The organism is Streptomyces sp. NPDC111744 (assembly GCF_055634995.1).
Genome location: NZ_JBVKCG010000006.1, coordinates 1 through 23780 on the forward strand (window position 1 = coordinate 1; position 23780 = coordinate 23780).

Annotated in this window: 19 protein-coding genes and 1 rRNA gene; 14 read left to right on the forward strand and 6 right to left on the reverse strand. The window is 72.2% G+C overall.

Annotated elements, in window-relative coordinates; translation table 11 throughout:
• Nucleotides 1-95 (forward strand): 5S ribosomal RNA (gene rrf, locus ACZ7OO_RS15040); the annotation flags it as partial.
• A gap of 30 nt (nt 96-125) precedes the next feature.
• Here rrf and ACZ7OO_RS15045 read toward each other — a convergent pair.
• Nucleotides 126-1238, reverse strand: a complete 1113-nt coding sequence (locus tag ACZ7OO_RS15045; protein ID WP_471505568.1) for a hypothetical protein — start codon at nt 1236-1238, stop codon at nt 126-128.
• A 207-nt stretch (nt 1239-1445) separates the two neighbouring features.
• Between ACZ7OO_RS15045 and ACZ7OO_RS15050 the strand changes: the two genes are divergently transcribed.
• Nucleotides 1446-2351, forward strand: a complete 906-nt coding sequence (locus tag ACZ7OO_RS15050; RefSeq protein ID WP_471505548.1) for a tetratricopeptide repeat protein — start codon at nt 1446-1448, stop codon at nt 2349-2351.
• A gap of 67 nt (nt 2352-2418) precedes the next feature.
• On the opposite strand, the gene ACZ7OO_RS15055 is transcribed toward ACZ7OO_RS15050, so the two are convergent.
• Nucleotides 2419-3702, reverse strand: a complete 1284-nt coding sequence (locus ACZ7OO_RS15055) for a DUF1015 domain-containing protein (protein WP_471504948.1) — start codon at nt 3700-3702, stop codon at nt 2419-2421.
• Between the two features lie 85 nt (nt 3703-3787).
• Between ACZ7OO_RS15055 and ACZ7OO_RS15060 the strand changes: the two genes are divergently transcribed.
• From ACZ7OO_RS15060 to ACZ7OO_RS15075, 4 genes are all read left to right on the forward strand, one after another.
• A complete protein-coding gene (locus ACZ7OO_RS15060) occupies nt 3788-4816 on the forward strand; it encodes an HAD-IIA family hydrolase (RefSeq protein WP_471504950.1) in 1029 nt (342 codons plus the stop codon).
• Nucleotides 4817-4889: 73 nt separating this feature from the next.
• Nucleotides 4890-5933 (forward strand): FecCD family ABC transporter permease, encoded by a 1044-nt coding sequence (locus ACZ7OO_RS15065; RefSeq protein WP_471504952.1) that lies wholly within the window; start codon nt 4890-4892, stop codon nt 5931-5933.
• Nucleotides 5934-5944: 11 nt separating this feature from the next.
• A complete protein-coding gene (locus ACZ7OO_RS15070) occupies nt 5945-6982 on the forward strand; it encodes a FecCD family ABC transporter permease (RefSeq protein WP_471504953.1) in 1038 nt (345 codons plus the stop codon).
• A complete protein-coding gene (locus ACZ7OO_RS15075; protein ID WP_471504955.1) occupies nt 6979-7821 on the forward strand; it encodes an ABC transporter ATP-binding protein in 843 nt (280 codons plus the stop codon). Before ACZ7OO_RS15070 ends, ACZ7OO_RS15075 begins: the two co-directional genes overlap by 4 nt.
• Here ACZ7OO_RS15075 and ACZ7OO_RS15080 read toward each other — a convergent pair.
• Nucleotides 7805-8152 carry a sterol-binding protein gene (locus ACZ7OO_RS15080; protein WP_351699480.1) on the reverse strand — a complete coding sequence of 116 codons (348 nt, stop codon included), beginning with the start codon at nt 8150-8152 and terminating at the stop codon, nt 7805-7807. The two genes, ACZ7OO_RS15075 and ACZ7OO_RS15080, sit on opposite strands and share 17 nt — an antisense overlap.
• Nucleotides 8153-8194: 42 nt before the next feature.
• On the opposite strand from ACZ7OO_RS15080, the gene ACZ7OO_RS15085 reads away from it, so the two are divergent.
• The 5 genes from ACZ7OO_RS15085 (at nt 8195) to ACZ7OO_RS15105 (ending at nt 13602) form a co-directional block, all read left to right on the forward strand.
• Complete coding sequence (locus ACZ7OO_RS15085; protein WP_471504957.1) at nt 8195-8545, forward strand: hypothetical protein; 351 nt, start codon at nt 8195-8197, stop codon at nt 8543-8545.
• 32 nt (nt 8546-8577) lie between these two features.
• Nucleotides 8578-9393: a TlyA family RNA methyltransferase gene (locus ACZ7OO_RS15090; RefSeq protein ID WP_471504958.1), complete on the forward strand. Its 816-nt coding sequence runs from the start codon at nt 8578-8580 to the stop codon at nt 9391-9393.
• Nucleotides 9390-10295, forward strand: a complete 906-nt coding sequence (locus tag ACZ7OO_RS15095) for an NAD kinase (protein WP_471504960.1) — start codon at nt 9390-9392, stop codon at nt 10293-10295. Before ACZ7OO_RS15090 ends, ACZ7OO_RS15095 begins: the two co-directional genes overlap by 4 nt.
• 201 nt (nt 10296-10496) lie before the next feature.
• Complete coding sequence (recN, locus tag ACZ7OO_RS15100) at nt 10497-12215, forward strand: DNA repair protein RecN (protein ID WP_471505549.1); 1719 nt, start codon at nt 10497-10499, stop codon at nt 12213-12215.
• Between the two features lie 253 nt (nt 12216-12468).
• The gene (locus tag ACZ7OO_RS15105) at nt 12469-13602 is read left to right on the forward strand and encodes a glycosyltransferase family 4 protein (RefSeq protein ID WP_471504961.1); all 1134 of its coding nucleotides are present in this window, start codon (nt 12469-12471) and stop codon (nt 13600-13602) included.
• 2 nt (nt 13603-13604) lie between these two features.
• Here the strand turns inward: ACZ7OO_RS15105 and ACZ7OO_RS15110 are convergent, their stop codons facing one another.
• The 3 genes from ACZ7OO_RS15110 to ACZ7OO_RS15120 form a co-directional block, all read right to left on the reverse strand.
• On the reverse strand, nt 13605-15242 hold the full coding sequence (locus ACZ7OO_RS15110) for a PucR family transcriptional regulator (RefSeq protein WP_471504963.1): 1638 nt from the start codon (nt 15240-15242) through the stop codon (nt 13605-13607).
• 43 nt (nt 15243-15285) lie between these two features.
• The gene (locus ACZ7OO_RS15115) at nt 15286-16668 is read right to left on the reverse strand and encodes an FAD-binding oxidoreductase (protein ID WP_471504965.1); all 1383 of its coding nucleotides are present in this window, start codon (nt 16666-16668) and stop codon (nt 15286-15288) included.
• A gap of 121 nt (nt 16669-16789) precedes the next feature.
• The gene (locus tag ACZ7OO_RS15120; RefSeq protein ID WP_471505550.1) at nt 16790-18592 is read right to left on the reverse strand and encodes a glycoside hydrolase family 15 protein; all 1803 of its coding nucleotides are present in this window, start codon (nt 18590-18592) and stop codon (nt 16790-16792) included.
• A 513-nt stretch (nt 18593-19105) separates the two neighbouring features.
• Between ACZ7OO_RS15120 and ACZ7OO_RS15125 the strand changes: the two genes are divergently transcribed.
• From ACZ7OO_RS15125 to ACZ7OO_RS15135, 3 genes are all read left to right on the forward strand, one after another.
• A complete protein-coding gene (locus ACZ7OO_RS15125) occupies nt 19106-20776 on the forward strand; it encodes a CTP synthase (protein WP_471504967.1) in 1671 nt (556 codons plus the stop codon).
• A gap of 112 nt (nt 20777-20888) precedes the next feature.
• Complete coding sequence (locus ACZ7OO_RS15130; protein ID WP_471504968.1) at nt 20889-21515, forward strand: NUDIX domain-containing protein; 627 nt, start codon at nt 20889-20891, stop codon at nt 21513-21515.
• 182 nt (nt 21516-21697) lie between these two features.
• Nucleotides 21698-23755, forward strand: coding sequence for a tetratricopeptide repeat protein (locus ACZ7OO_RS15135; RefSeq protein ID WP_471504970.1), 2058 nt, complete (start codon nt 21698-21700; stop codon nt 23753-23755).
• Nucleotides 23756-23780 lie beyond the last annotated feature (25 nt).

Consider the following 23780-nt stretch of genomic DNA (forward strand, 5'->3'; position numbering starts at 1 on the left):
AAACGCCCGGTTACATTCCGAACCCGGAAGCTAAGCCTTACAGCGCCGATGGTACTGCAGGGGGGACCCTGTGGGAGAGTAGGACACCGCCGAACAATCTTTGGAAGGACCCTTGGTCCCAGCGTTCAGCTGGGACCAAGGGTCCTTTTGTTTTTACAATGCTTGCGGTACCGAAGACAGGAGTCACCATGTCCACCAACTCTCCCGACGAGCGACCGGAGCGCGACCCGCGGCGACGGGACAGTGGTGACCGCGGTGACCGTGGCGGATACCGCGGGGACCGCAACGACCGTGGAGATCGCGGCAGTTACGGCCGTCGCGACGACAATCGCGGTGGCGGTGGCGGTGGCGGTGGCGGTGGCTACGGTCGGCGTGACGACAATCGCCGCGACGACAACCGCGGTAGTGACAACCGTGGCGGTGGCAACCGCGGTGGCGGATACGGTCGGCGCGACGACCGCCGGGCTGACGAGCGCCGCGGCGATGACAGGGGCGGGTACGGTCGCCGTGACGACAACCGCGGTGGTGACAACCGCGGTGGTGACAACCGCGGTGGTGACCACCGTGGCGGCGGATACGCCCGGCGCGATGACAACCGCGGCTCCCGCCCGGCGTTCCAGCGGGACGACCGTGGCGACCGGGGTGGCTTCCGCCGTGACGACAACCGCGGTGGTGGCGGTTACCGGGGCCGGGACGACCGGCGTGATGACCGTGGTGACCGTCCCGCGTTCCGTCGTGATGACCGCGATGACCGTGGCGGTCGTAGTGACCGTGGTGATCGTCCTGCCTTCCGGCGGGACGACAACCGTGGCGGAGGTGGCTACCGCGGCCGGGACGACCGGCGCGACGACAACCGTGGTGGCGGTGGTGGCTACGGTGCTCGCCGTGACGACAACCGCGGCGGTGGCGGTTACGCCCGTCGGGACGACCGGCGTGACGACAACCGCCGTGACGAGCGCCGTGGGGACGACCGGGGCGGTTACGTCCGTCGCGACGACCGCGGGGACCGAGGCGGCTTCCGCCGGGACGACCGTGGTGACCGTCCCGCCTTCCGCCGTGATGACCGCGATGACCGTGGCGGTCGTAGTGACCGTGGTGACCGCGGTGACTTCCGGCGGGACGACAACCGTGGCGGCGGTGGCTACCGCGGCCGCGACGACCGACGTGACGATCGCCGTGATGACCGGCGCGATGACAACCGGGACCGTGGTGGCTTCCGAGGCCGCAGCGACGACCAAGGCCGTGGCCCCCGGCGTGATGACCGCCGTGACGACCGAGGCGGCTTCCGGCGGGACGAGAACCGAGGTGGCGGTGGCTACCGCGGCCGCGACGACCGACGTGACGACCGCCGGGATGACCGGCGTGGCGACGACCGGCGTGGCGGCGGTGGTTACGGACGCCGTGACGAGCGCGAGCGTGACCGGGACCGGGAGCCGATCAAGCGGCTGCCGATCCCGGAGGACGTCACCGGCGACGAGATCGACAAGGACGTACGGCAGGAGCTGCAGAGCCTGCCCAAGACGCTCGCGGAGGACGTCGCCAAGAACCTGGTGATGGTCGCGCGGCTCATCGACGAGGACCCCGAGGGCGCCTACGGCTACTCCAGGGTGGCCCTGCGCCTTGCGTCCCGTGTCGCCGCCGTACGTGAGGCCGCCGGGTTCGCCGCCTACGCGAACCAGAAGTACAGCGAGGCGCTCGCCGAGTTCCGGGCCGCGCGTCGGATGACCGGCAACGTGGACCTGTGGCCGGTGATGGCCGACTGTGAACGTGGGCTCGGCCGGCCGGAGAAGGCGCTGGACATGGCCGGCGCCCCCGAGGTGCACAAGCTCGACAAGGCCGGCCAGGTCGAGATGCGGCTCGTCGCCGCCGGTGCCCGGCGTGACATGGGGCAGCTGGACGCGGCGATCGTGACGCTGCAGAGCCCCGAGCTGGCGTCCAACTCCGTACAGCCGTGGACCGCGCGACTGCGGTACGCCTACGCCGACGCCCTGCTCGCGGCGGGCCGTGTCGATGAGGCGCGCGAGTGGTTCGCCAAGGCCGTCGAGGCCGACCGGGAGGGCAGCACGGACGCCTCCGACCGGCTGGCCGAGCTGGACGGTGTCGAGTTCCTCGACGCCCTGAACGACGAGGAAGAGGACACGGACGTCGACGTGGACGAGACCACGGACGTTGACGTCGACGTGGACGAGACCACGGACGTTGACGTCGACGTGGACGAGACCACGGAGGTTGACGACGACGTGGACGAGTCCGAGGAGACCCCCGCCGAGGCCGAGCCCCAGGCGGAGTCCAAGCCCGAGACCGAAACCGAAACCGAAACCGAGCCCGAGACCGAGGCCGACAAGGACTGATCACGGCGACAGACGCAGAGGGCAGGCTCCGACCGGGGCCTGCCCTCTCTCGTTGCCGTCGCCGTTCTCAGGTGTCGAGCGCGCGCAGCACCAGCCCCGACGCCGGTTTCGGGCCGAAGGACGTCGACTTGCGGGGCATCGTCACGCCCTGGCGGGCCAGGTCGCGGACGACCTCCTCGCGGACCGGGTGCAGGAGGACGGCCGTACTGCCGGCATGTTCGGCCTTGGCGACCGTCGCTGCCGTGTCGTGGATGTAGGCGATATGCGCGTTCGAGTCGTCGGGGATGTGCCAGACGTGGGCGAGGAGCGTGGCGTGCAGGACGGTGGCGTCGAGCGTGCGCCAGGCGGCCGGACGGTCCGCGGGGATCGTCCGGGCCAGAAGATCCGGGTCCGGGCGGTCGATGAGGTGGAAGGTGCCGTCACCGGCCAGCAGGAACGCGTTGCCGTGGCGGGCCGCGTCCGCGAGCGCCTCCTGGGCCTGCGACAGGGGGACGTCGAGCCGTCGTACCCGGAAATGGTCCTGTACGGCCGCCAGGGCGTCCGCCACCGGCAGGCCGTGCAGCAGGCGGTGGATGGCGCGGACGCGCAGCGGGTAGCGGGCGGTGTCCACTAGGAGGACCAGGCCGTAGTCCCAGGGGCTGGGGGAGGCGTGCTCCGCGCGTAGACGCAAGTAGGTGGCCCAGCGGTGGTGGCCGTCGGCGATCAGGGCCTGGTGGTGGGCCAGGTCGGACTGGACGAGGGCCACCTCCGCGGGGTCGGTGATCGACCAGAGGCGATGGTGGAAACCGTCCTCCGTGGTGGTGGCGAGGAGCGGGGGGCGGTCGGCGGCCTTCTCGACGACCTCGGCGGCCGTGCCGTTGCCCCGGTAGGTAAGCAGAAGGGGTTCGAGGTTCGCGGAGGTCGCCCGCATCAGGGCCGCGCGGTCGGCGACGACCGGGGGCATGACCTCCTCGTGCGGCAGCACCACGCCCTCCGACGGTTCCGAGACCCGCAGGGCGCCGATGACGCCGCGCTGGAGCATGCCGTTGCCGTCGTGCTGCTCGTAGACGTACAGGCCGGGTTCGGGATCCGTGGTCAGGATGCCCTCGGCCTGCCAGCGGTGCAGGGTGTCGGCCGCCTGTTCGGTGCCGGCGCTGGGGGTGCCGGCCTGGGGAAGGATCAGGCGGACGATGTTGTAAGGGTCGGCGGACTGTAGATGGTGCACGCCGTCCGGGCGTACGACGACGTCGTACGGCGGAGAGGTGACGGCGGCCAGGCTGCCGACCCGGTCGGGGTCGTAGCGAAGGCCTCGGAACGGGGTGAGTTCCAGGCCTCGGCGCCCCGTTGCTTCCGGGTGACCTGCAGTGTTCATCCCGGCATCGTACGTGTGTCAGTGGCGTGCGGGATGATCGGTGAGGAAAGGCCGGACAACGACGCGTGACGAGGAGCGATGGGGAATGAGCCAGGGTGTCAGGACTGGTCCCGAGGGCAGCGGACAGGCTCTGAGCACGGCGTATGACACGGCGCTGCTCGATCTGGACGGCGTGGTGTACGTGGGCGGCAGCGCGATCGCGCACGCGGTGGAGGCGCTTGCGGCGGCTCGCGAGGGCGGGATGCGGCTGGCATACGTCACCAACAACGCGCTGCGCACACCGGACTCGGTGGCCGACCACCTCACCGAGCTGGGGATCCCGACCGGCGCCGAGGACGTCATCACCTCGGCGCAGGCGGTCGCGCGGCTGATCAGCGAGCAGGTGCCTGCGGGTGCGCGGGTGTTGGTGATCGGCGGGGAGGGGCTGCGGGTCGCCCTGCGGGAGCGGGGCCTTGAGCCGGTTGACTCGGCCGACGACGATCCGGCGGCGGTGGCGCAGGGGTACGGCGGTCCCGATCTGGCGTGGGGGCGGTTCGCCGAGGCGTCGTACGCCGTCGCGCGCGGGGTGCCCTGGTTCGCGTCCAACACCGATCTGACGATTCCCAGTGGGCGCGGGATCGCGCCGGGCAACGGCGCGGCGGTGGAAGTTGTCCGGATCGCGACGGGTGCCGAGCCGCAGGTGGCCGGCAAGCCGCTGCCGCCGATGCACCGGGAGACGGTCCTGCGGACGGGTGCACGGCGTCCGTTGGTGGTCGGGGACCGGCTGGACACCGACATCGAGGGCGCGTTCAACGGCGGGGTCGACTCGCTGCTCGTCCTGACCGGCGTCACCGACGGACGTCAGCTGCTCGCCGCGCCGCCGCAGCACCGGCCGACCTACGTCGACGCCGATCTGCGGGGCCTGCTCACCGGGCAGCCGGAGGTCACGGCGGACGGCGACGGCTTCCGGTGCGGCGGCTGGACGGCCACGGCGGGGTCGGACCAGCTGGAACTGGAGGGGGACGGCGAGGCTCTCGACGGGCTGCGGGCGTTGTGCGCGGCGGCGTGGACGGCGGCCGGGGAGGGTTCCTGCGAGTTGCACGAAGGCAAGGCGCTGGCGCGGCTGGGGCTCTGAACCGAGGCCGGGCGAGGCTGTTCACAGGGACCGGATCTCGAGATCCGATGAGAGGGTAGGCTAACCTAACTGGGTGTTGGTCGACAGTCCTCCCGAACAGCGCGCGGAGAGCGCCCCCGCGCCCCCAACCCGCCGGGCGATACGGGTCCTTGGGCTCCTTGTCTCCGTCGTGATACTGGTGCTCGTCGCCCTGGCGAGCATCGCGATCGGAGCCAAAGAGCTCCCGTTGGACCAGGTCTGGCACGGCCTGTTCCACGACACGGGGACGTATGGCGACGTGGTCGTCGACGAGCGGCTGTCGCGGACCGTCCTCGGCCTGCTGGCCGGTGCCGCCCTCGGGCTGTCCGGGGCGGTGCTCCAGGCGCTCACCCGCAACCCGCTCGCCGACCCCGGACTGCTCGGCATCAACGCGGGCGCGTCGGCCGCGGTCGTCACCGCCATCACCTATTTCGGCGTCAGCAGCCTCAACGGCTATGTGTGGTTCGCCTTCTTCGGGGCGGCCGCGGTGGGCGCCCTGGTGTGGTTCCTGGGCGGCAGCCGCGGCGCCACCCCGGTCCGGCTCGCGCTGGCCGGTACGGCGATCAGCGCCGCGCTCTACGGCTACCTCCAGGCCGTGATGATCACGGACGGTGCGGCGCTGAACAAGTGGCGTTTCTGGACGGTCGGTTCGCTGGCGTCGGCCGACGACTCGACGATCGTGCAGGTGCTGCCGTTCCTCGCGGCCGGCACCCTGCTCGCCCTCGGCCTCGCCCGGCCGCTGAACGCGGTGGCGATGGGCGACGACACCGCCCGTGCCCTCGGCGCGAACCTGGGCCGGACCCGGGCCCTCGCCATGCTCGCCGCCACAGTGCTGTGCGGCGCGGCCACCGCGGCCTGCGGTCCGATCGCCTTCGTCGGCCTGATGGTCCCGCACGTGGTGCGCTCCTTCACCGGCCCCGACCTGCGCTGGATCCTGCCGTACGCGACGTTCCTGTCGCCCGTGCTGCTGCTCGGCGCCGATGTCATCGGCCGGGTCGTCGCGCGCCCCTCGGAGCTCCAGGTGGGCATTGTCACCGCGATCATCGGCGGCCCGGTGTTCATTCTTCTCGTACGACGGCGGAGGACGGCCCAGCTGTGAGGAACACCGCTGTGAAGAACACACGTACCCTGCGCACCCCCGGCGGGCTCTCCCTGCGGGCGGACCTGCGCGCGCTGATCGTCGTGACCGCGCTGCTGCTGGCCGCGTGTGCCGCGAGTGTGGTGCTGATCGGCACCGGTGACTTCCCGATCTCCTTCGGCGACGTGGTGAAGACACTGTCCGGCAACGGCACCGCCGGCCAGGACTTCATCGTCAACGAGTTGCGGCTGCCGCGCGTTCTGGTGGGTCTGCTGGTCGGTGCCTCGCTCGGCCTCGGCGGCGCGCTGTTCCAGTCCGTCTCCCGCAACCCGCTCGGCAGCCCGGACGTCCTCGGTCTCTCCCAGGGCTCGACGTCCGGGGCGCTCGTCGTCATCGTGCTGATGTCCGGGAGCGCCACCCAGGTCACGGTCGGCGCGCTGATCGGCGGTCTGCTGACCGGCCTCGCCATCTATCTGCTCGCCTGGAAGCAGGGCGTGCACGGCTACCGGCTGGTCCTGGTCGGTATCGGTGTCTCCGCGGTCGTCACCGCGGTCAACGGCTATCTGCTCACCAAGGCCGACTTCGTCGACGCGACCCGCGCGGTCGTCTGGATGACCGGCTCCCTCAACGGCCGTGACTGGAACCAGGTCTGGCCGCTGCTCGCGCTGTGCGCCGTCCTCGTCCCGCTGACCCTCGCCAACGCGCGCGGCCTCAGGATGATGGAGATGGGCGACGACGTGTCCAACGCCCTCGGGGTGCGCGTGGAGCGGGTACGGCTGCTGCTGATGGTGTCGGCCGTCCTGCTGACCGCGGCCGCCACCGCCGCCGCGGGCCCGGTCAGCTTCGTGGCGCTCACCGCCCCGCAGCTCGCCCGCCGTCTCACCCGCTCGCCCGGCCCCAACCTGCTGCCGTCCCTCTGCATGGGCGCCACCCTGCTGGTCACCGCGGACTGGGCCTCCCAGCGCGCCTTCGGCGCCGACCAACTGCCCGTGGGCGTGGTCACCGGTGTCCTGGGCGGGGTCTACCTGCTGTGGCTCCTTGTCACCGAACGCAGGGCGGGCCGGATATGAGCGCGAACACCGAGTCAGACAGCAAAAGGAGCACCGTGAACCGCCTGTCCGCCGAGAACGTCACCCTCGCCTACGACCGGCGTGTCATCGCCGAGCAGCTGTCGGTGGAGATCCCCGACAACTCCTTCACGGTGATCGTGGGTCCCAACGCCTGCGGCAAGTCGACGCTCCTGCGCGCGCTGTCCCGGATGCTCAGGCCCAGCCAGGGCCGGGTGCTGCTCGACGGCGATGTCATCCAGTCCATGCCGGCGAAAAAGGTCGCCCGAACCCTCGGCCTGCTGCCCCAGTCGTCCGTCGCGCCCGACGGCATCACCGTCGGCGACCTGGTCGGCCGCGGCCGCTACCCGCACCAGGGCCTGCTGCGCCAGTGGTCCGCCGAGGACGAGCGGGTCGTCCAGGAGTCGATGGCCCGGACGGGTGTCGCCGAACTCGCCGACCGCTACGTCGACGAGCTGTCCGGGGGTCAGCGGCAGCGCGTGTGGATCGCCATGGCGCTCGCCCAGCAGACCCCGCTGCTGCTCCTCGACGAGCCGACCACCTACCTGGACATCCAGCACCAGATCGACATCCTCGACCTGTGCGCCGAACTCCACGAGGAACAGGGGCGCACGCTGGTCGCCGTGCTGCACGACCTCAACCACGCGGCCCGGTACGCCACCCACCTCATCGCCCTGCGCGGCGGCGAGGTGGTCGCCGAGGGCGCCCCGAACGACATCGTCACCGCGGAGCTGGTCGAGGAGGTCTTCGGGCTGCGCTGTCAGATCATCGACGACCCGGAGACGGGCACCCCGCTGGTGGTGCCGGCGGCCCGGAAGGCACGGGTCACAGCAACTTCCTGAGCCGGAACAGGTCCAGCAGGTTCGCGTCCAGCTTCACCCGCCCCGAGCCCCAGGCCCCGGCGAAGTTCAGCTCGCCGTCGACCAGGGCTACCAGGTCGTCGCCGGCCATGGCCAGTCCGATCTGCGCCTTCTCACGAGGCGGCCCGGGAAACGTCTCCTCCACCTCGATCCGGCCGCCGGTGAGCCGGCCGGCGAAGGTGACGTCCAGGTCGGTGATGTGGCAGCTCACGGTGCGGTCCATGGCGGCGGCCGCGCGGACGTCGCCCTCGGCGCCGCCCATGGTGTGGGAGAGCTTGTCGAGTGCGGCGCGGCACTCCTCGATCGTGGCCATCGCGATCGACGGTACCCCAGCGGTTCGAGGTAGCGTCGGGGCATGACCGACTCTGTGCCCGAGGGCCGGGTGGCGGAGGCGCCGGAAGCGGTACCGGCCGAGCCCGAGTACGACCCCGCCGCCCCCGCCCCGCTGAACGTCCCCCGCACCCCCACCGGCAACGCCGAGGTCGACGCCCAGCTCGACCGGCTGGGCGACGCCGACCACCTCGCCACGGACGGGCATCTGGAGGTGTACGAGGATGTACACCGGGGGCTGCGCGACGCGCTCACCGCGCTCGACGCCCGCCCCGGTCCTCCGGCGCCCGCTCCGCTGTACGGCGGAGCGGTGCCGTCGCCCACCCGTCACCCGACCACCACCCCTCAACGAGGCCCTTCGGGCCACACCTTCTAGTCCGTACCACCAGAGCAGGAGCTGAACCGAACGTGGCAGGAGTCGCACGCCGCCGTCTGGACGCGGAGCTGGTCCGCCGGAAGCTGGCGCGCTCGCGCGAGCACGCCAGCCAGCTGATCGCCGCCGGGCGGGTCACCGTCGGCAAGACCCTCGCGACCAAGCCGGCCACCCAGGTGGAGACCGCCGCGGCCATCGTGGTGCAGTCCGACGACAGCGACCCCGAGTACGTGTCCCGGGGCGGCCACAAGCTGGCGGGGGCGCTGGCGGCGTTCGTCCCGCAGGGGCTCGTGGTCGAAGGACGGCGGGCGCTGGACGCGGGTGCGTCCACCGGAGGCTTCACCGATGTGCTGCTGCGCGCGGGCGCCGCGCATGTCGTCGCCGTCGACGTCGGATACGGCCAACTCGCGTGGTCTCTGCAGAGCGATGAACGCGTCACCGTCAAGGACCGTACGAACGTACGCGAGTTGACGCTTGAAGCGATCGATGGGGAACCTGTGGATCTTGTCGTGGGTGATCTGTCCTTCATCCCGCTCGGGCTGGTGCTGCCGGCCCTGGCGCGGTGCGTGAAGCCGGACGCCGACCTGGTGATGATGGTCAAGCCGCAGTTCGAGGTGGGCAAGGAGCGACTGGGCAGCGGGGGAGTCGTACGGAGTCCGCAGCTGCGGGCGGAGGCCGTGCGGGGGGTTGCCGAGAAGGCGTGGGAGCTGGGGCTCGGGGTGAACGGTGTCACCGCCAGCCCGCTGCCCGGGCCGTCCGGCAACGTCGAGTACTTTCTGTGGCTGCGGGCCGGCGCACCCGAACTCGACCCGGCCGATGTTGACCGTGCAGTGGCGGAGGGGCCGCGTTGACACAGAACCGAGCTCGTACTGTTTTCCTGCTGGCCCACACCGGGCGGCCTGCGGCGATCCGCAGTGCCGAACTCGTGGTCAAGGGGCTGCTGGCGGCCGGAGTCGGCGTACGGGTCCTGGATTTCGAGGCCCGCGACCTGCCTCTCCCCGAGGAGGTCGAGCTCGTCGAGGAGGCCTCGCCGCACAGTCTCGACGGCTGCGAGCTGCTGATCGTGCTCGGCGGTGACGGGACGCTGCTGCGCGGCGCCGAGTTCGCACGGGCTTCCGGGGTGCCGATGCTGGGCGTCAACCTCGGCAGTGTCGGGTTCCTCGCGGAGGCCGAGCGGGACGACCTCGACAAGGTCGTCGACCGGGTGGTGAGCAAGTCGTACGAGGTCGAGGAGCGGATGACCGTGGACGTCGTCGTGCACCGCAACGGGGACATCGTGCACACCGACTGGGCGCTGAACGAGGCGGCCGTGCAGAAGGCGGGCGCCGAGAAGCTCCTCGAAGTGGTGCTGGAGATCGACGGTCGGCCGGTGACGGGGTTCGGCTGCGACGGGATCGTGCTGTCGACGCCGACCGGGTCCACGGCGTACGCGTTCTCCGCGGGCGGGCCGGTGGTGTGGCCGGAGGTGGAGGCGCTGCTGATGGTGCCGATCTCCGCGCATGCGCTGTTCGCGAAGCCGTTGGTGACGTCGCCGGATTCGGTGCTCGCGGTGGAGGTGCTGCCGCACATCCAGCCCGGGGTGCTGTGGTGTGACGGACGGCGGACGGTCGAGTTGCCACCGGGGGCGCGGGTGGAGGTGCGGCGGGGGGCTGTGCCGGTGCGGCTGGCCCGGCTTCATCACGCGTCCTTCACGGACCGGTTGGTGGCGAAGTTCGCGCTGCCGGTCTCTGGATGGCGTGGGGCGCCGCAGTAGCGGTTCGTGGGGGCCGGTTTCGGTGCGTGGGCGTGGGCGTGGGCGGGGGCGGGTGTCGAGGGGACCAGTCGCGCCCGCGCGGCGGCAGCCGCAGATCGATACGGCCCCGCGCCCCTTCGGGTAGGGACACCCGCCCGAGTGACAAGGGCACCTCGCACTTCTCGGCCCGGACCTCGTAAGGTCTTCACCGTGCTGGAAGAAATGCGGATACGGTCGCTCGGGGTCATCGACGACGCTGTCGTCGAGTTGTCGCCGGGGTTCACCGCCGTCACCGGTGAGACCGGTGCGGGCAAGACCATGGTGGTCACCAGCCTGGGGCTGCTGCTCGGTGGGCGGGCCGATCCCGCGCTCGTGCGGATCGGCTCCGAGAAGGCGGTCGTCGAGGGGCGGCTCACCGTGGCCCCGGGCACCTCCGCGGTCGTACGGGCCGAGGAGGCCGGCGCCGAGCTGGACGACGGGGCGCTGCTGATCAGCCGTACCGTTTCCGCCGAGGGGCGCTCCCGGGCGCACCTGGGCGGGCGGAGCGTGCCCGTGGGACTGCTCGCCGAACTCGCCGACGACCTGGTGGCCGTGCACGGGCAGACCGACCAGCAGGGCCTGCTGAAGCTGTCCCGGCAGCGGCAGGCGCTGGACCGGTATGCGGGCGACGGGGTCGCCGTGCCGCTCGCCAAGTACGGCGAGGCCTATCGGCGGCTGCGGGCCGTCGTGGTGGAGCTGGAGGAGATCGTCACCCGGGCGCGTGAACGGGCTCAGGAAGCCGACATGCTGCGCTACGGGCTCGACGAGGTCGCGGGCGTGGATCCGCGGGCCGGCGAGGACGTCGAACTCGCCGAGGAGGCCGAGCGGCTCGGGCACGCCGAGGCGCTGTCGTCGGCCGCGACCGCCGCGCACTCCGCCCTCGCGGGCAACCCCGAGGATCCCGAGGGCATCGACGCGGCCACCCTCGTCGCGGGCGCCCACCGGGCCCTGGAGGCCGTACGGTCGCACGACCCGGCGCTGGCCGCGCTCGCCGACCGGATCGGCGAGATCGGGATCCTGCTGGGGGATGTGGCGGGGGAGCTGGCCGGGTACGCCGACGACCTCGACGCCGACCCGCTGCGGCTCGCGGCCGTGGAGGAGCGGCGCGCCGCGCTCACCGCGCTCACCCGCAAGTACGGCGAGGACGTCAGCGCGGTGCTGGCGTGGGCCGAGCAGGGCGCCGCGCGGCTGACCGAACTCGACGGCGACGACGAGCGGATCGACGAGCTGACCGCCGAAAGGGACGCGCTCCGCACCGAGCTGGGTGGTCTCGCCCAGGCGTTGACCGACGCGCGCACGGAGGCCGCCGAGCGCTTCGCGGCCGCCGTCACCGCCGAGCTGGGCTCCCTGGCGATGCCGCACGCACGCGTGTCCTTCGCGATCCGCCAGACCGAGGACCCGGAGGGTGTGGAGGTGGGCGGCCGTACGGTCGCGTACGGCCCCTCGGGCGCCGACGAGGTCGAACTGCTCCTCGCCCCGCACCCCGGCGCCCCGCCCCGCCCGATCGCCAAGGGCGCCTCCGGCGGTGAGCTGTCGCGCGTGATGCTCGCGGTGGAGGTCGTCTTCGCGGGCACCGACCCGGTCCCGACGTACCTCTTCGACGAGGTCGACGCGGGGGTCGGTGGCAAGGCGGCGGTCGAGATCGGGCGGCGTCTGGCCAAGCTCGCCAAGTCGGCACAGGTGGTCGTGGTCACCCACCTTCCTCAGGTCGCCGCCTTCGCCGACCGGCAGTTGCTGGTCGAGAAGACGAACGACGGCTCGGTCACCCGCTCGGGCGTGAAGGTCCTGGAGGGCGAGGAGAGGGTCCGGGAACTCTCCCGCATGCTCGCCGGCCAGGAGGACTCGGAAACGGCACGGGCGCACGCGGAGGAGCTGCTCGCCACCGCGCGAGCGGACGCCTGACGCGCCCCTTCGGGGGCGCGGGGCGGTGTCGACGGGCGGGCTCCGCCGCGTGGACGCGACCGGCGCCCGCTCATCCGCGCCCGCCCCCCCTCGGCATCCCGTACTGTCACTCTCACGGGTGACACACTCCGGCGCATGTCCCGCCCCGCCCCGGTATGCCCCTACCCGGAGCCCCGCAGCGCCCCCCTCGGCCCGATACCTTCTGTACGTATCCTCGTGACCGCCCCGACGCCGAACACAGGAGCCCGGCTGCGTGAGCCCCGTGAGCAGCAACGCATCGCACGGTCAGTCGCCGCTGCGCACCGTGCAGGTGCTGGGCGGTGGCAACGCCGGCAGCAGTGCGCACGTGCGTTCGCTCGCCGCCGGTCTTGTCGCACGGGGCGTGCGGGTCACGGTGTGCGCCCCCGTCGAGGCCGACCGCGCCTACGACTTCTCCGGCGTCGGTGCGGATCATGTCCATGTACCGCGCAGCAGTGACCCCGGGTCGGTCGCCGCGCTCCGCGCGGCCTGCACCGACGCCGACCTGGTGCACGCACACGGCCTGCACGCCTCCTTCCGCGCCGTGCTGGCGCTGAGCGGCCGCCGTACCCCGCTCATCGTCACCTGGCACAACCGGGCGGAGGCCGAAGGAGCCCGGGCGCATCTGCTGCGCATGCTGGAGCGGCGGGTGGTACGGACGGCCGCCGTGGTGCTGGGAACAACCTCCGACCTGGTGGACCGGGCCCGCCGTACCGGCGCCCGCGACGCGCGGCTCGCCGCTGTGGCGCTGCCGGGTCTGCGACGGCCCGGGGAGCAGGAGGAGGCGGAGCGGCTGCGGCCCAAGGTGCGGGCCGAACTCGGCGCCATGGGGCGGCCGTTGCTGATCGCCGTCGGTTCCCTCGACCAGCACCGCGGCTATGACGTCCTGCTGGACGCCGCGCGCGTCTGGGGCCGGCTCGATCCGGTACCGCTGCTCGTCATCGCGGGAGAGGGGCCGCTGCGTACGGTGTTGCAGCGGCGGATCGAGGACGAGGAGCTGCCCGCCCGGCTCATCGGCCGCCGCGACGACGTCGCCGAACTCCTCGCCGCCGCCGATCTGGCCCTGCTGCCCAGCAGTTGGGAGTCGCGCTCGATCCTCGCCCAGGAGGCCCTGCACGCACGCGTGCCCCTCGTCGCGACCGCCGTCGGCGGTATCCCCGACCTGGTCGGCGACGCGGCCGAACTCGTCACCTACGGCGACGCGACCGCCCTCGCCGACACCGTTGTACGACTGCTCGGCGACCCCGGGCGCTGCGAGGAACTGCGGGAGAAGGGCGCCCGGCAGGCGGCGAGCTGGCCGACGGAGGACGAGACGGTGACCCAAGTGCTCAGCGTGTACGACGAGTTGACCCAGCCCAGGCCGCTGTAGCCCTAGAGGACGTGCCGGCGGGCCCGCAGGGCGAGGCTCAAGGCCAGCACCACCTGCGGGTCGTCGAGGTCCGTGCCCAGCAACTCGCCGATGCGGGCCAGGCGGTTGTAGAGGGTCTGCCGGTTGAGGTGGAGTTCGCGGGCCGTCTCCGCCTTGCGGCCGGCATGCGCAAGGTAGGTCTCCAGGGTGGGCAGCAGGGGCGGCCTGGAGCGGCTGTCGTGCTCCCGGAGCGGGCCGATCGCACGGTCGACGAAGGCCGCCAGGTCGGGGTGGTCGCGCAGCCGCCACAGGAGCAGGTCGATGTCGAGACGGCGGGCGTCGTACCAGGGGCGGTCGGAGAGGCCCTGCGCGGCTGTCGCCGTCTCGGCCGCGTGCCGCAGGCCCGCCGACGCGGCCGCCCAGCCACCGGCCACCCCGACCACCACGACCGGGGGAGCGGCCCCGGGGCGCTGCGTCCCCGCGCGCTCCACTCCCGCCCGCAGCGCCGCCGCGACCCGGTCCGCGACCGTCGCCCGCTCCGCCTCCGAGCGCAGGCCGAGCAGGAGCGGGACACGGCCCTCGACCGGTCGTACGCCCAGGAGCACGGGTACGCCCACGGCCGCCAGCTCCTCACCGACCGCCCGGGCCAGCACCGCCCAACCCCCGCCCGGAAGGGAGTCGCCGACCCGCATGACCACCGGCAGCAGCGGGCTGTTGCCGGGCTTGAAGCCGAGGACACGGGCCTGGGCCGGGGCGTCCTGAGTGGTGATACGTCCCTCGGCGAGGTCGGTCAGGAAGTCGCCGCGGCCGCGGGCCGCCAGCTCCTCCTCCTGGCGGGCCTGCATCAGGACGACGGCCAGGATGCCGGCGGCCCGCTCGGCGGCGATGCGGTGCACGGGGGCGAGCGGCCCGCGTACCGGGAGCAGGACCAGCCGGGCGCGGACCGAGCCCGCCCCCGGCCCGCCGCCCGGCACATCCACCAGGACCGCCCCGGTCGGCGGCGGCGCGTCCTTGTGCTGGCCCCGCAGCCCCTCCCACACCTGGAGCGGATCCGCGCCCTCGGGCCCCGATCCGGCGGCGTACAGCAGTTGGCCGTCGGTGGTCTCCAGGAAGACCGGGTTGCCGCTGAAGCCGGCGAGGATCGCGAGGACCTGGGGGACCCCGCCACCGCCCAGCAGGGCCTCGGTGCAGCGGCGGTGCACCTCCTCGGCGCGCTGGAGGAGCGCGTAGTGGTGGTTGACGATCTCGGTGTGGATCTCCTCCGTCACCGCCACGAAGGGCACCTCGCGGTGCAGCACGACCAGCGGCAGCCCGGTCGCCCCGGCGGTGTCGACGAGGGTGGCCGGCAACCGGGAGAAACGCGGGCCCAGCTCCACCACCAGGGCGGCGATGCCCCGCTCGGCGAGCGTGCGCACGAACGCCCGCTGGTCGGTCGGCCGGGTGCCCAGGCCGTAGCCGGTGGTGAGCAGCAGCTCGCCGCCCTTCAGCAGCGAGGCGATGTTCGGCACCTCGCCGGCGTGCACCCAGCGCACGGTCCGGCCCAGCCGGTCGGCGCCCGCCAGGATCTCCGGGAGCCCGCTGCGCAGCCCGGGCAGCTCCAGCGCCCGCTGCACGGTGATCCCGCCCTGGGTGTCGAATCCGCTGCCCGTACCGCTGTCCATGGAGCGGACGCTACCTGGGCGAACGCCTTCGCGGCACCTTCCGCTAGAGCGGTTTGATGTTGTGGTTGAAGCGGAAGACGTTGTCGGGATCCCACGTCCGCTTCACCTTCCCGAGCCGCAGCGCGTTCCCCACGCCCAGGCCGGCTCGCACCCGGTCGGGGCCCTCGTCGCCGATGAAGTTGAGATAGACCGCGCCGGTGGACCAGGGCCGCACACCGGCACGGACGCCCCGCACCCAGGCGACCGCCCGCTCGTCGTCGGCGGGCTCCGCCCAGATCCCGAAGGGGTGCACGGCCCAGGGCGCGTCCCGGTACGGCACCGGGTACTCGGCCGGCCCGGCCGCGATCGCGCCGCCCTGCGGGAACAGCACATGCTGGGTGCCGGTCGGCACCGGCATGCCGTCCGCGCAGGCGCACCAGGCGTCCACCGCCTCGTCGGGCAGCGCGGCCAGGTACTCGGCCGACCAGTAGTTCCGCAGCCCGGACGGCAGGTCGAGCATCCGCTGCACCTCGGTGTACGGGATCGGGCCGACCACCTCCGCCTCGTGCGGCAGCGCCAGCATCGGCTCGGCGACCTTCCGCAGGTCCTCCTCGCCGCCGGCACAGGTCACCAGGGCGGCGCACACCGGCTTGCCCACCAGATGCTCGGGTACGAACGGCAGCGGCGGGCCGGTGAGGTACAGCACCGCACCGCCCGCCTCGTCGGGGCCGGTGCGGATCACCTCGCGGAAGGTGCGCACCGCGTCCGGGCCGGACCGCGGCGGATACAGCAGCAGCGCGACCGAGAACACCGGCAGTTCGTGCAGTTCGAGGGTGAGCGCGGTGGCGACCCCGAAGTTCCCGCCGCCCCCGTGCAGGGCCCAGAAAAGCTCCGGGTTCTCGTCGGCGTTGGCGTGCACACGCTCGCCGTCGGCGGTGACCAGCTCGACGCCGAGCAGGTTGTCGACGGCCAGGCCGAAGGCGCGGTCCAGCCAGCCCGTGCCGCCGCCCAGCACAAAGCCGCCGACGCCGGTGGTGGAGGCCCGGCCGCCGGTGGTGGCGAGGCCGTACGGCTCGGTCGCCCGGTCCAGATCGCTCATCGTGGCGCCGCCCTGGACCCGTACCGCCTCCGCTGCCGGGTCGACGGTCACCGCGTGCATCCGGCGCAGGTCCACGACGAGCGCGCCGTCGCCACTGGCCGAGCCCGCCACGCTGTGACCGCCGCCGCGCACCGCGATCGCCAGGTCGAGCTCCCGCCCGAACCGCACCGCGCGGACCACGTCGGCGTCGTCGGCGCACTGGGCGATCACGGCCGGCCGCCGGTCGATCATCGCGTTGAAGACGGCCCGCGCCTCGTCGTAACCGACGTCCCCCGGCGCGAACACCTCGCCGGCAAGATCCTCACGGAGTGCGGCGAGGGCCGTGTGGGCCTTGGACGGGGAAGCCATGGCCGTCCCTTTCCGGAAAGGGGGAGCCGCTCCATCCCACCCTAAGCGGAAGCGCCCCGCAGGGGCGCGGGGAACCGCGCGACCAGCCACAACGCACCCGCAGACGGCCGCCGCCCCGCTACTACCCTCCGTAGGCTCCCGAAGCGGTAAGCCGCAGCGCCGTGTCGATCAGCGGCACATGACTGAACGCCTGCGGGAAGTTCCCCACCTGCCGCTTCAGCCGCGGGTCCCACTCCTCCGCGAGCAGACCGAGATCGTTGCGCAGCGCGAGGAGCTTCTCGAAGAGCTTGCGGGCCTCGTCGACGCGGCCGATCATCGCGAGGTCGTCGGCCATCCAGAACGAGCAGGCCAGGAAGGCCCCCTCGTCGCCGGGAAGACCGTCGACGCCCTTGCTCTCGCCCTCGGTGGGGTAGCGCAGGATGAAACCGTCCGACGTGGACAGCTCGCGCTGGATCGCCTCGATGGTGCCGATGACCCGCTTGTCGTCCGGCGGCAGGAAACCCATCTGGGGGATCAGCAGCAGCGAGGCGTCCAGCTCCTGAGAGCCGTACGACTGCGTGAAGGTGTTGCGTTCCTTGTCGTAGCCCCGCTCGCAGACGTCGCGGTGGATGTCGTCGCGCAGTTCCTTCCAGCGCTCCAGCGGGCCGTCCGCGTCCCCGGACTCGATCAGCTTGATCGTGCGGTCCACCGCGACCCAGGCCATCACCTTCGAGTGCACGAAGTGCCGGCGCGGGCCGCGCACCTCCCAGATGCCCTCGTCCGGCTCGTCCCAGTGGTCCTCCAGGTAGCGGATGAGCTTCAGCTGGAGGAGGGAGGCGTAGTCATTGCGGGCGAGGCCGGTCATATGGGCCAGGTGCAGGGCCTCGGTGACCTCGCCGTAGACGTCCAGCTGAAGCTGGTGCGCCGCGCCGTTGCCGACCCGGACCGGCGCGGAGTGCTCGTAGCCGGGCAGCCAGTCCAGCTCGGCCTCGCCCAGCTCACGCTCGCCCGCGATGCCGTACATGATCTGCAGGTTCTCCGGGTCGCCGGCCACCGCGCGCAGCAGCCACTCGCGCCAGGCGCGTGCCTCCTCGCGGTAGCCGGTGCGCAGCAGCGAGGACAGGGTGATCGCCGCGTCGCGCAGCCAGGTGTAGCGGTAGTCCCAGTTGCGGACGCCGCCGATGTCCTCCGGGAGGGAGGTGGTGGGCGCGGCGACGATGCCGCCCGTGGGTGCGTACGTCAGGGCCTTCAGCGTGATCAGCGAGCGGATCACCGCCTCCCGGTACGGGCCGTGGTACGTGCAGTGCTCGACCCAGTCGCGCCAGAACTCCTCGGTCGCCTCCAGCGCCTGCTCCGGCTCCGGCAGCGGCGGCGGCTGCTTGTGCGAGGGCTCCCAGGAGATGGTGAACGCGATCCGGTCCCCCGGGGCGACAGTGAAGTCCGCGTACGTCGTCAGGGACTTTCCGTAGGTCTCGGCCTCTGCGTCGAACCACACGGAGTCGGGTCCGGCGACGGCCACCGTGCGGCCCTCGTGCTTGTGCACCCAGGGCACGACACGGCCGTAGGAGAACCGCATTCGCAGCACCGAGCGCATCGGCACCCGGCCGGTGACGCCTTCGACGATGCGGATCAGCTGGGGCGCGCCGTCACGCGGGGGCATGAAGTCGGTGACCCGGACGGTGCCGCGCGGGGTGTCCCACTCCGACTCCAGGATCAGCGAGTCGCCACGGTAGGTGCGGCGGTTCGCGGTCGGCGGCTCGGAGTCGGCCGCGTGGGCCGGGCCGAGCCGCCAGAAGCCGTGTTCCTCGGTGCCGAGCAGACCGGCGAAGATGGCATGCGAGTCGAAGCGGGGCAGGCACAGCCAGTCCACTGTGCCGTCCCGGCAGACCAATGCGGCGGTCTGCATGTCTCCGATGAGTGCGTAGTCTTCGATGCGCCCGGCCACGTGCAACTCCAGTCGAACGGCCACGTCACCCCCCATGGAAGGCAGGGGGCTGTCGCTAGTGCGGTCAAGGGGTGGTTGTTGTTCGTCGTTGAGCGGTGAAGCAAAGCAGCCCGCCGTGCCCGGAGGCAAAACGACAGTCATAGCTCAACGAACTGCCAAGCTCTTGTGTTCCGGGGGTGACGGGCGGGGGTGTGCCGTGTTTTCCGGTCGGCTCGGCAGCGAGTGTCCGAGCAGGATACGACGCACGTAGATGATCTGCGTGCCGCTCCGGGCAACCCGTGTGGGCCGAATGGGTGAGCCCTGAGTGAAAACCCGGTAAGCCAGGCCCCACGTCTGTGCCGATGTGTGTACGGACCGTGGCCGGAAGCCATCTCCCCGCGGCGCTGATACCCTGGTAGCCCGTGGACCGGTGGGCACGAAACCCCCCGAACCGCAGCGACGGCACCTCCGGAAGCCTCCGGAGGGCGGCCGTACCGCATGACAGACCGCGACCACGGGAGCACCCTCTTGGCCATGCCGCCGAAATCTACGACGACCAAGCACATCTTCGTCACCGGGGGTGTCGCCTCCTCGCTCGGCAAGGGCCTCACCGCCTCCAGCCTGGGCATGCTGCTCAAGGCCCGTGGCCTGCGCGTCGTGATGCAGAAGCTCGACCCGTACCTGAACGTCGACCCGGGCACGATGAACCCCTTCCAGCACGGTGAGGTGTTCGTCACCAACGACGGTGCCGAGACCGACCTGGACATCGGCCACTACGAGCGCTTCCTCGACCGCGACCTGGACGGCTCCGCCAATGTCACCACCGGTCAGGTCTATTCGACGGTGATCGCCAAGGAGCGGCGTGGCGAGTACCTGGGCGACACGGTCCAGGTCATCCCGCACATCACCAACGAGATCAAGCACCGCATCCGCCGGATGGCCACCGACGAGGTGGACGTCGTCATCACCGAGGTCGGCGGCACGGTCGGCGACATCGAGTCGCTGCCCTTCCTGGAGACCGTCCGCCAGGTCCGCCACGAGGTCGGCCGGGACAACGTCTTCGTGGTCCACATCTCGCTCCTGCCCTACATCGGGCCCTCCGGCGAGCTGAAGACCAAGCCCACCCAGCACTCCGTGGCCGCCCTGCGCAACATCGGTATCCAGCCGGACGCGATCGTCCTGCGCTCGGACCGCGAGGTGCCGACCGCCATCAAGCGCAAGATCTCGCTGATGTGCGACGTCGACGAGGCCGCGGTCGTGGCCTGCCCGGACGCCCGCTCGATCTACGACATCCCGAAGACCGTGCACGGCGAGGGCCTGGACGCCTATGTCGTCCGCAAGCTGGACCTGCCGTTCCGCGATGTGGACTGGCGGACCTGGGACGACCTGCTCGACCGCGTCCACAACCCCGACCACGAGATCACCCTCGCCCTGGTCGGCAAGTACATCGACCTGCCCGACGCCTATCTCTCGGTCACCGAGGCGCTGCGCGCGGGCGGCTTCGCCAACAAGGCCCGCGTGAAGATCAAGTGGGTCACCTCCGACGACTGCAAGACCCAGGCCGGCGCGGCCGCGCAGCTCGCCGACGTCGACGGCATCTGCATCCCGGGCGGCTTCGGCGACCGCGGCGTGCTCGGCAAGGTCGGCGCCATCCGCTTCGCCCGCGAGAACCGGATCCCGCTGCTCGGCCTCTGCCTGGGACTCCAGTGCATCGTGATCGAGGCGGCCCGCAACCTGGCCGACATCCCGGACGCCAACTCCACCGAGTTCGACTCCGCCACCGGCCACCCGGTCATCTCCACCATGGCCGAGCAGCTGGACATCGTCGCCGGCGAGGGCGACATGGGCGGCACCATGCGCCTGGGCATGTACCCGGCCAAGCTGGCCGAGGGCTCGATCGTGCGTGAGGTGTACGACGGCAAGGAGTACGTCGAGGAGCGGCACCGCCACCGCTACGAGGTCAACAACGCCTACCGTGCGGAGCTGGAGAAGAAGGCCGGCATCCTGTTCTCCGGCACCTCCCCGGACGGCAAGCTCGTCGAGTACGTCGAGTATCCCCGTGACGTCCACCCCTACCTGGTCGCCACCCAGGCCCACCCGGAGCTGCGCTCCCGTCCGACCCGCCCGCACCCGCTGTTCGCGGGCCTGGTGAAGGCCGCGGTCGCTCGTCAGCAGGCCGAGGTCGAGCAGTCGAATTCGAAGTGACACACCGGTTGTACGGTGGCCGGGGTGCGTACCTTCAAAGGGTGGGCACCCCGGTTTCGTCCGGCCGGTCTTCTCGGCCGGTCTTTCAAGAGCGTGTGTGGAAGGGCAGGGCATGACGATCAAGGACACCCCCGAGGAGTGGGAGATCCGGGCGACCGAGACCCCCTTCGTGGGCAACAAGACCTCCGTCCGCACGGACGAGGTGGTCATGCCCGACGGCTCGGTGGTCCGCCGCGACTACCAGGTCCACCCCGGCTCGGTCGCCGTCGTCGCCCTCGACGAGGAGGACCGCGTGCTGCTCATCCGCCAGTACCGGCACCCGGTCCGGCAGAAGCTCTGGGAGATCCCGGCCGGGCTGCTCGACATCCCCGGCGAGAACCCGCTGCACGCGGCCCAGCGCGAGCTGTACGAGGAGGCGCACGTCAAGGCCGGGGACTGGCGGGTGCTGATCGATCTCTACACCACCCCCGGCGGCTGCGACGAGGCCGTACGGATCTTCCTCGCCCGCGATCTGTCCGAGGCCGAGGGCGCGCGTTTCGAGACGGAGCACGAGGAGACCGACCTGGAGTACGCGCGCGCGCCGGTCGACGAACTGGTGCGCCTGGCGCTGGCCGGCGACGTGCACAACAACTGCCTGGTGACGGGCGTCCTCTCCCTGGTCGCCGCCCGCACCGGCGACGGCCTCGACGCACTGCGCCCGGCCGACGCGCCCTGGCCGGCCCGCCCCTTCGAGTCCTGACCCGAGTCCTGACCCTCCATCGGCGATCCGGTGTGACGATCGCCTGATCCGATCGGGCGATGTGCCCGCCGTGCTCCACCCGGAACGTCCTCGCACGTGAACTAGGCTCGACGCGATTGAGCCGAAACGCCCGAACCGGAGTCCCGGCGGGCATGCGTGTGCGGTGGACGGGAGTGTGGCCCGTGGCGGATCAGGCGGTGGACACAGGCGGCGCACGACTGTCGGCGCCCGCGGCCACGGACGACCAGTTCCTGGGCCGTACAAGGGAGTTGAAGGAACTGCGCGCCGACATCGAGCGCGCGGGCCTGGACACCATCGCCGGCCGCAAGGCCCCCCGCGCCCGGGTCCTGCTCATCGCGGGCAGACCTGGCTCCGGCCGCACCGCCCTCGCCGGGGAACTCGTACGGCGGGTCGCCGCCGACTACCCCGACGGGGTGCTCCGCGCCCGCCTCGCCGAGCCCGACGGCACCCCCGTCCCCGTCGAGCGCACCGCCCGCGAACTCCTCACCGCCCTGCGGCTGCCCACCCCGGCCGGCGCCGCCGAGGACGACCTGACCCACGCCCTGCGCACCGCCCTCGCCGGGCGCCGGATGCTGTTGCTCCTCGACGACGCGCCCGGCGCCGAACACGTGGACGCGCTGCTCCCGGACACCCCCGACTGCCTGGCCGTCGCCGTCTCCGGCGGCCCGCTCACCGGGATCTCGGACGTCCGCCCGTGCACCCTGGGCGGCCTCGACACCAAGTCGGCCGTGGAGCTCCTCGCCCGGTACACCGGCTCGGTCCGTGTCACCGTCGATCCGCGGTCCGCCGAGGCGCTGGCCGAGGTGTGCCAAGGGCAGCCCGCGGCGCTCACCCTGGCGGGCGGCTGGCTCGCGGCGCACCCCAAGGTGGCCGTCTCCGAGCTCGCCAAGCGTCTGCACGCCGACCCCGAGGACGGCACGGCCCTCGCCCGGGTCTTCCGGTTCGTCCACGACGACCTGCCCGGCCAGGCCGCCCGGATACTGCGGCTTCTCTCGCTGGCCCCGGCCGGCCTGGTCGACCCGCACACCGCCTCGTCCCTCGCCGGCTGCACGGTCGACACCGCCCGCACCACCCTGGACGAGCTGGTCCGCCTCGGCCTGCTGCATCCCGTGGGCTCCGCGCTGCCGCAGTACGAGGTGCCCGGCTGTCTGCACCCCCTGCTCCGGGGGCTGGCCGAGACCCAGGAACGCGCCGGGGAGCTCCAGCTGGCCCGTGCCCGGATGCTGGAGCGCACGGTACGGCTGCTGCAGTCCTGCCGGGCGATCACCGAGACCGACAACTTGCAGGCCCGCGAGAAACTCCAGGCGCTGCCCCGCGAGCTGCGTTTCCCCACCCCCCGGGCCGCCGCCGAATGGCTGCAGATCCGGCGCCCGGCCCTGCTCGCCGCGGCCCGTGCGGCGGTCGCCGACGGTGAGCTCGACACCCTGGCCCGCCGGCTGATGTCCCAGCTGGTCAAGGCCATGGCGGCACACCTCGGCACCCAGGCGGCCGCCCCCGACCTGTACGGGATCCACCGGCTCGTCCTCGATGTCGCCGAGCGTCGCCACCTGCCCCGTGAGCAGGCCGCGGCACTGCTGAACCTGGCCGACCTGGACGCTCAGACCGGGCGCACGACGGACGCGCTGCGGCGTTATCGGTCTGCATTGGAGGCGGGACGCAGAGCAAATGACTCCTACGCGACCGGTCGCGCGATGGAATCCGTAGGCGGCGCGTACCAGGAGCTGGCGGACTACGACCGGGCCGCCGACTGGTTCGGCCGCGCCCTCGCCCAGCGTCTCGCGCGCGACGAGCGCGCCGAGGCCGCCCGCCTCTACGGCCGCATCGCCGGCGCGCACACCTACGCGGGCCGCTACGGCGAGGCGCTGCGGGCCTGGCGGGCGGCCGTTTCCGGACATCGCAAGAACGGCGATGTGGCCGCGCAGGCACGGGCGTTGAGTGAGCTGGCACGGGTCCAGGAGTACGCCGGCCGGCCCGAGGAGTCGCTGCGCACCTGTCATGACGCGGTCGAGTGGGCGCGCCGCGCCGAGGACGCCCGGCTCCAGGCCGCGCTCCAGCTGCGGCTCGCCGACACGCTGGAGCGCCTCGGCGACTCCGCCGCCGCGAGCCTGCACCGCTCCGCCGCCGAGCGCATGCTGGGCGAGGAGCCCCTCGACCAGGACTCCAGCCCGGAACAGGGAGATAACACCTGCGAAATCCGTAGTACGTCCGGCGAAGATTGATGCAATGAAAGGCTAGACAGCCAGA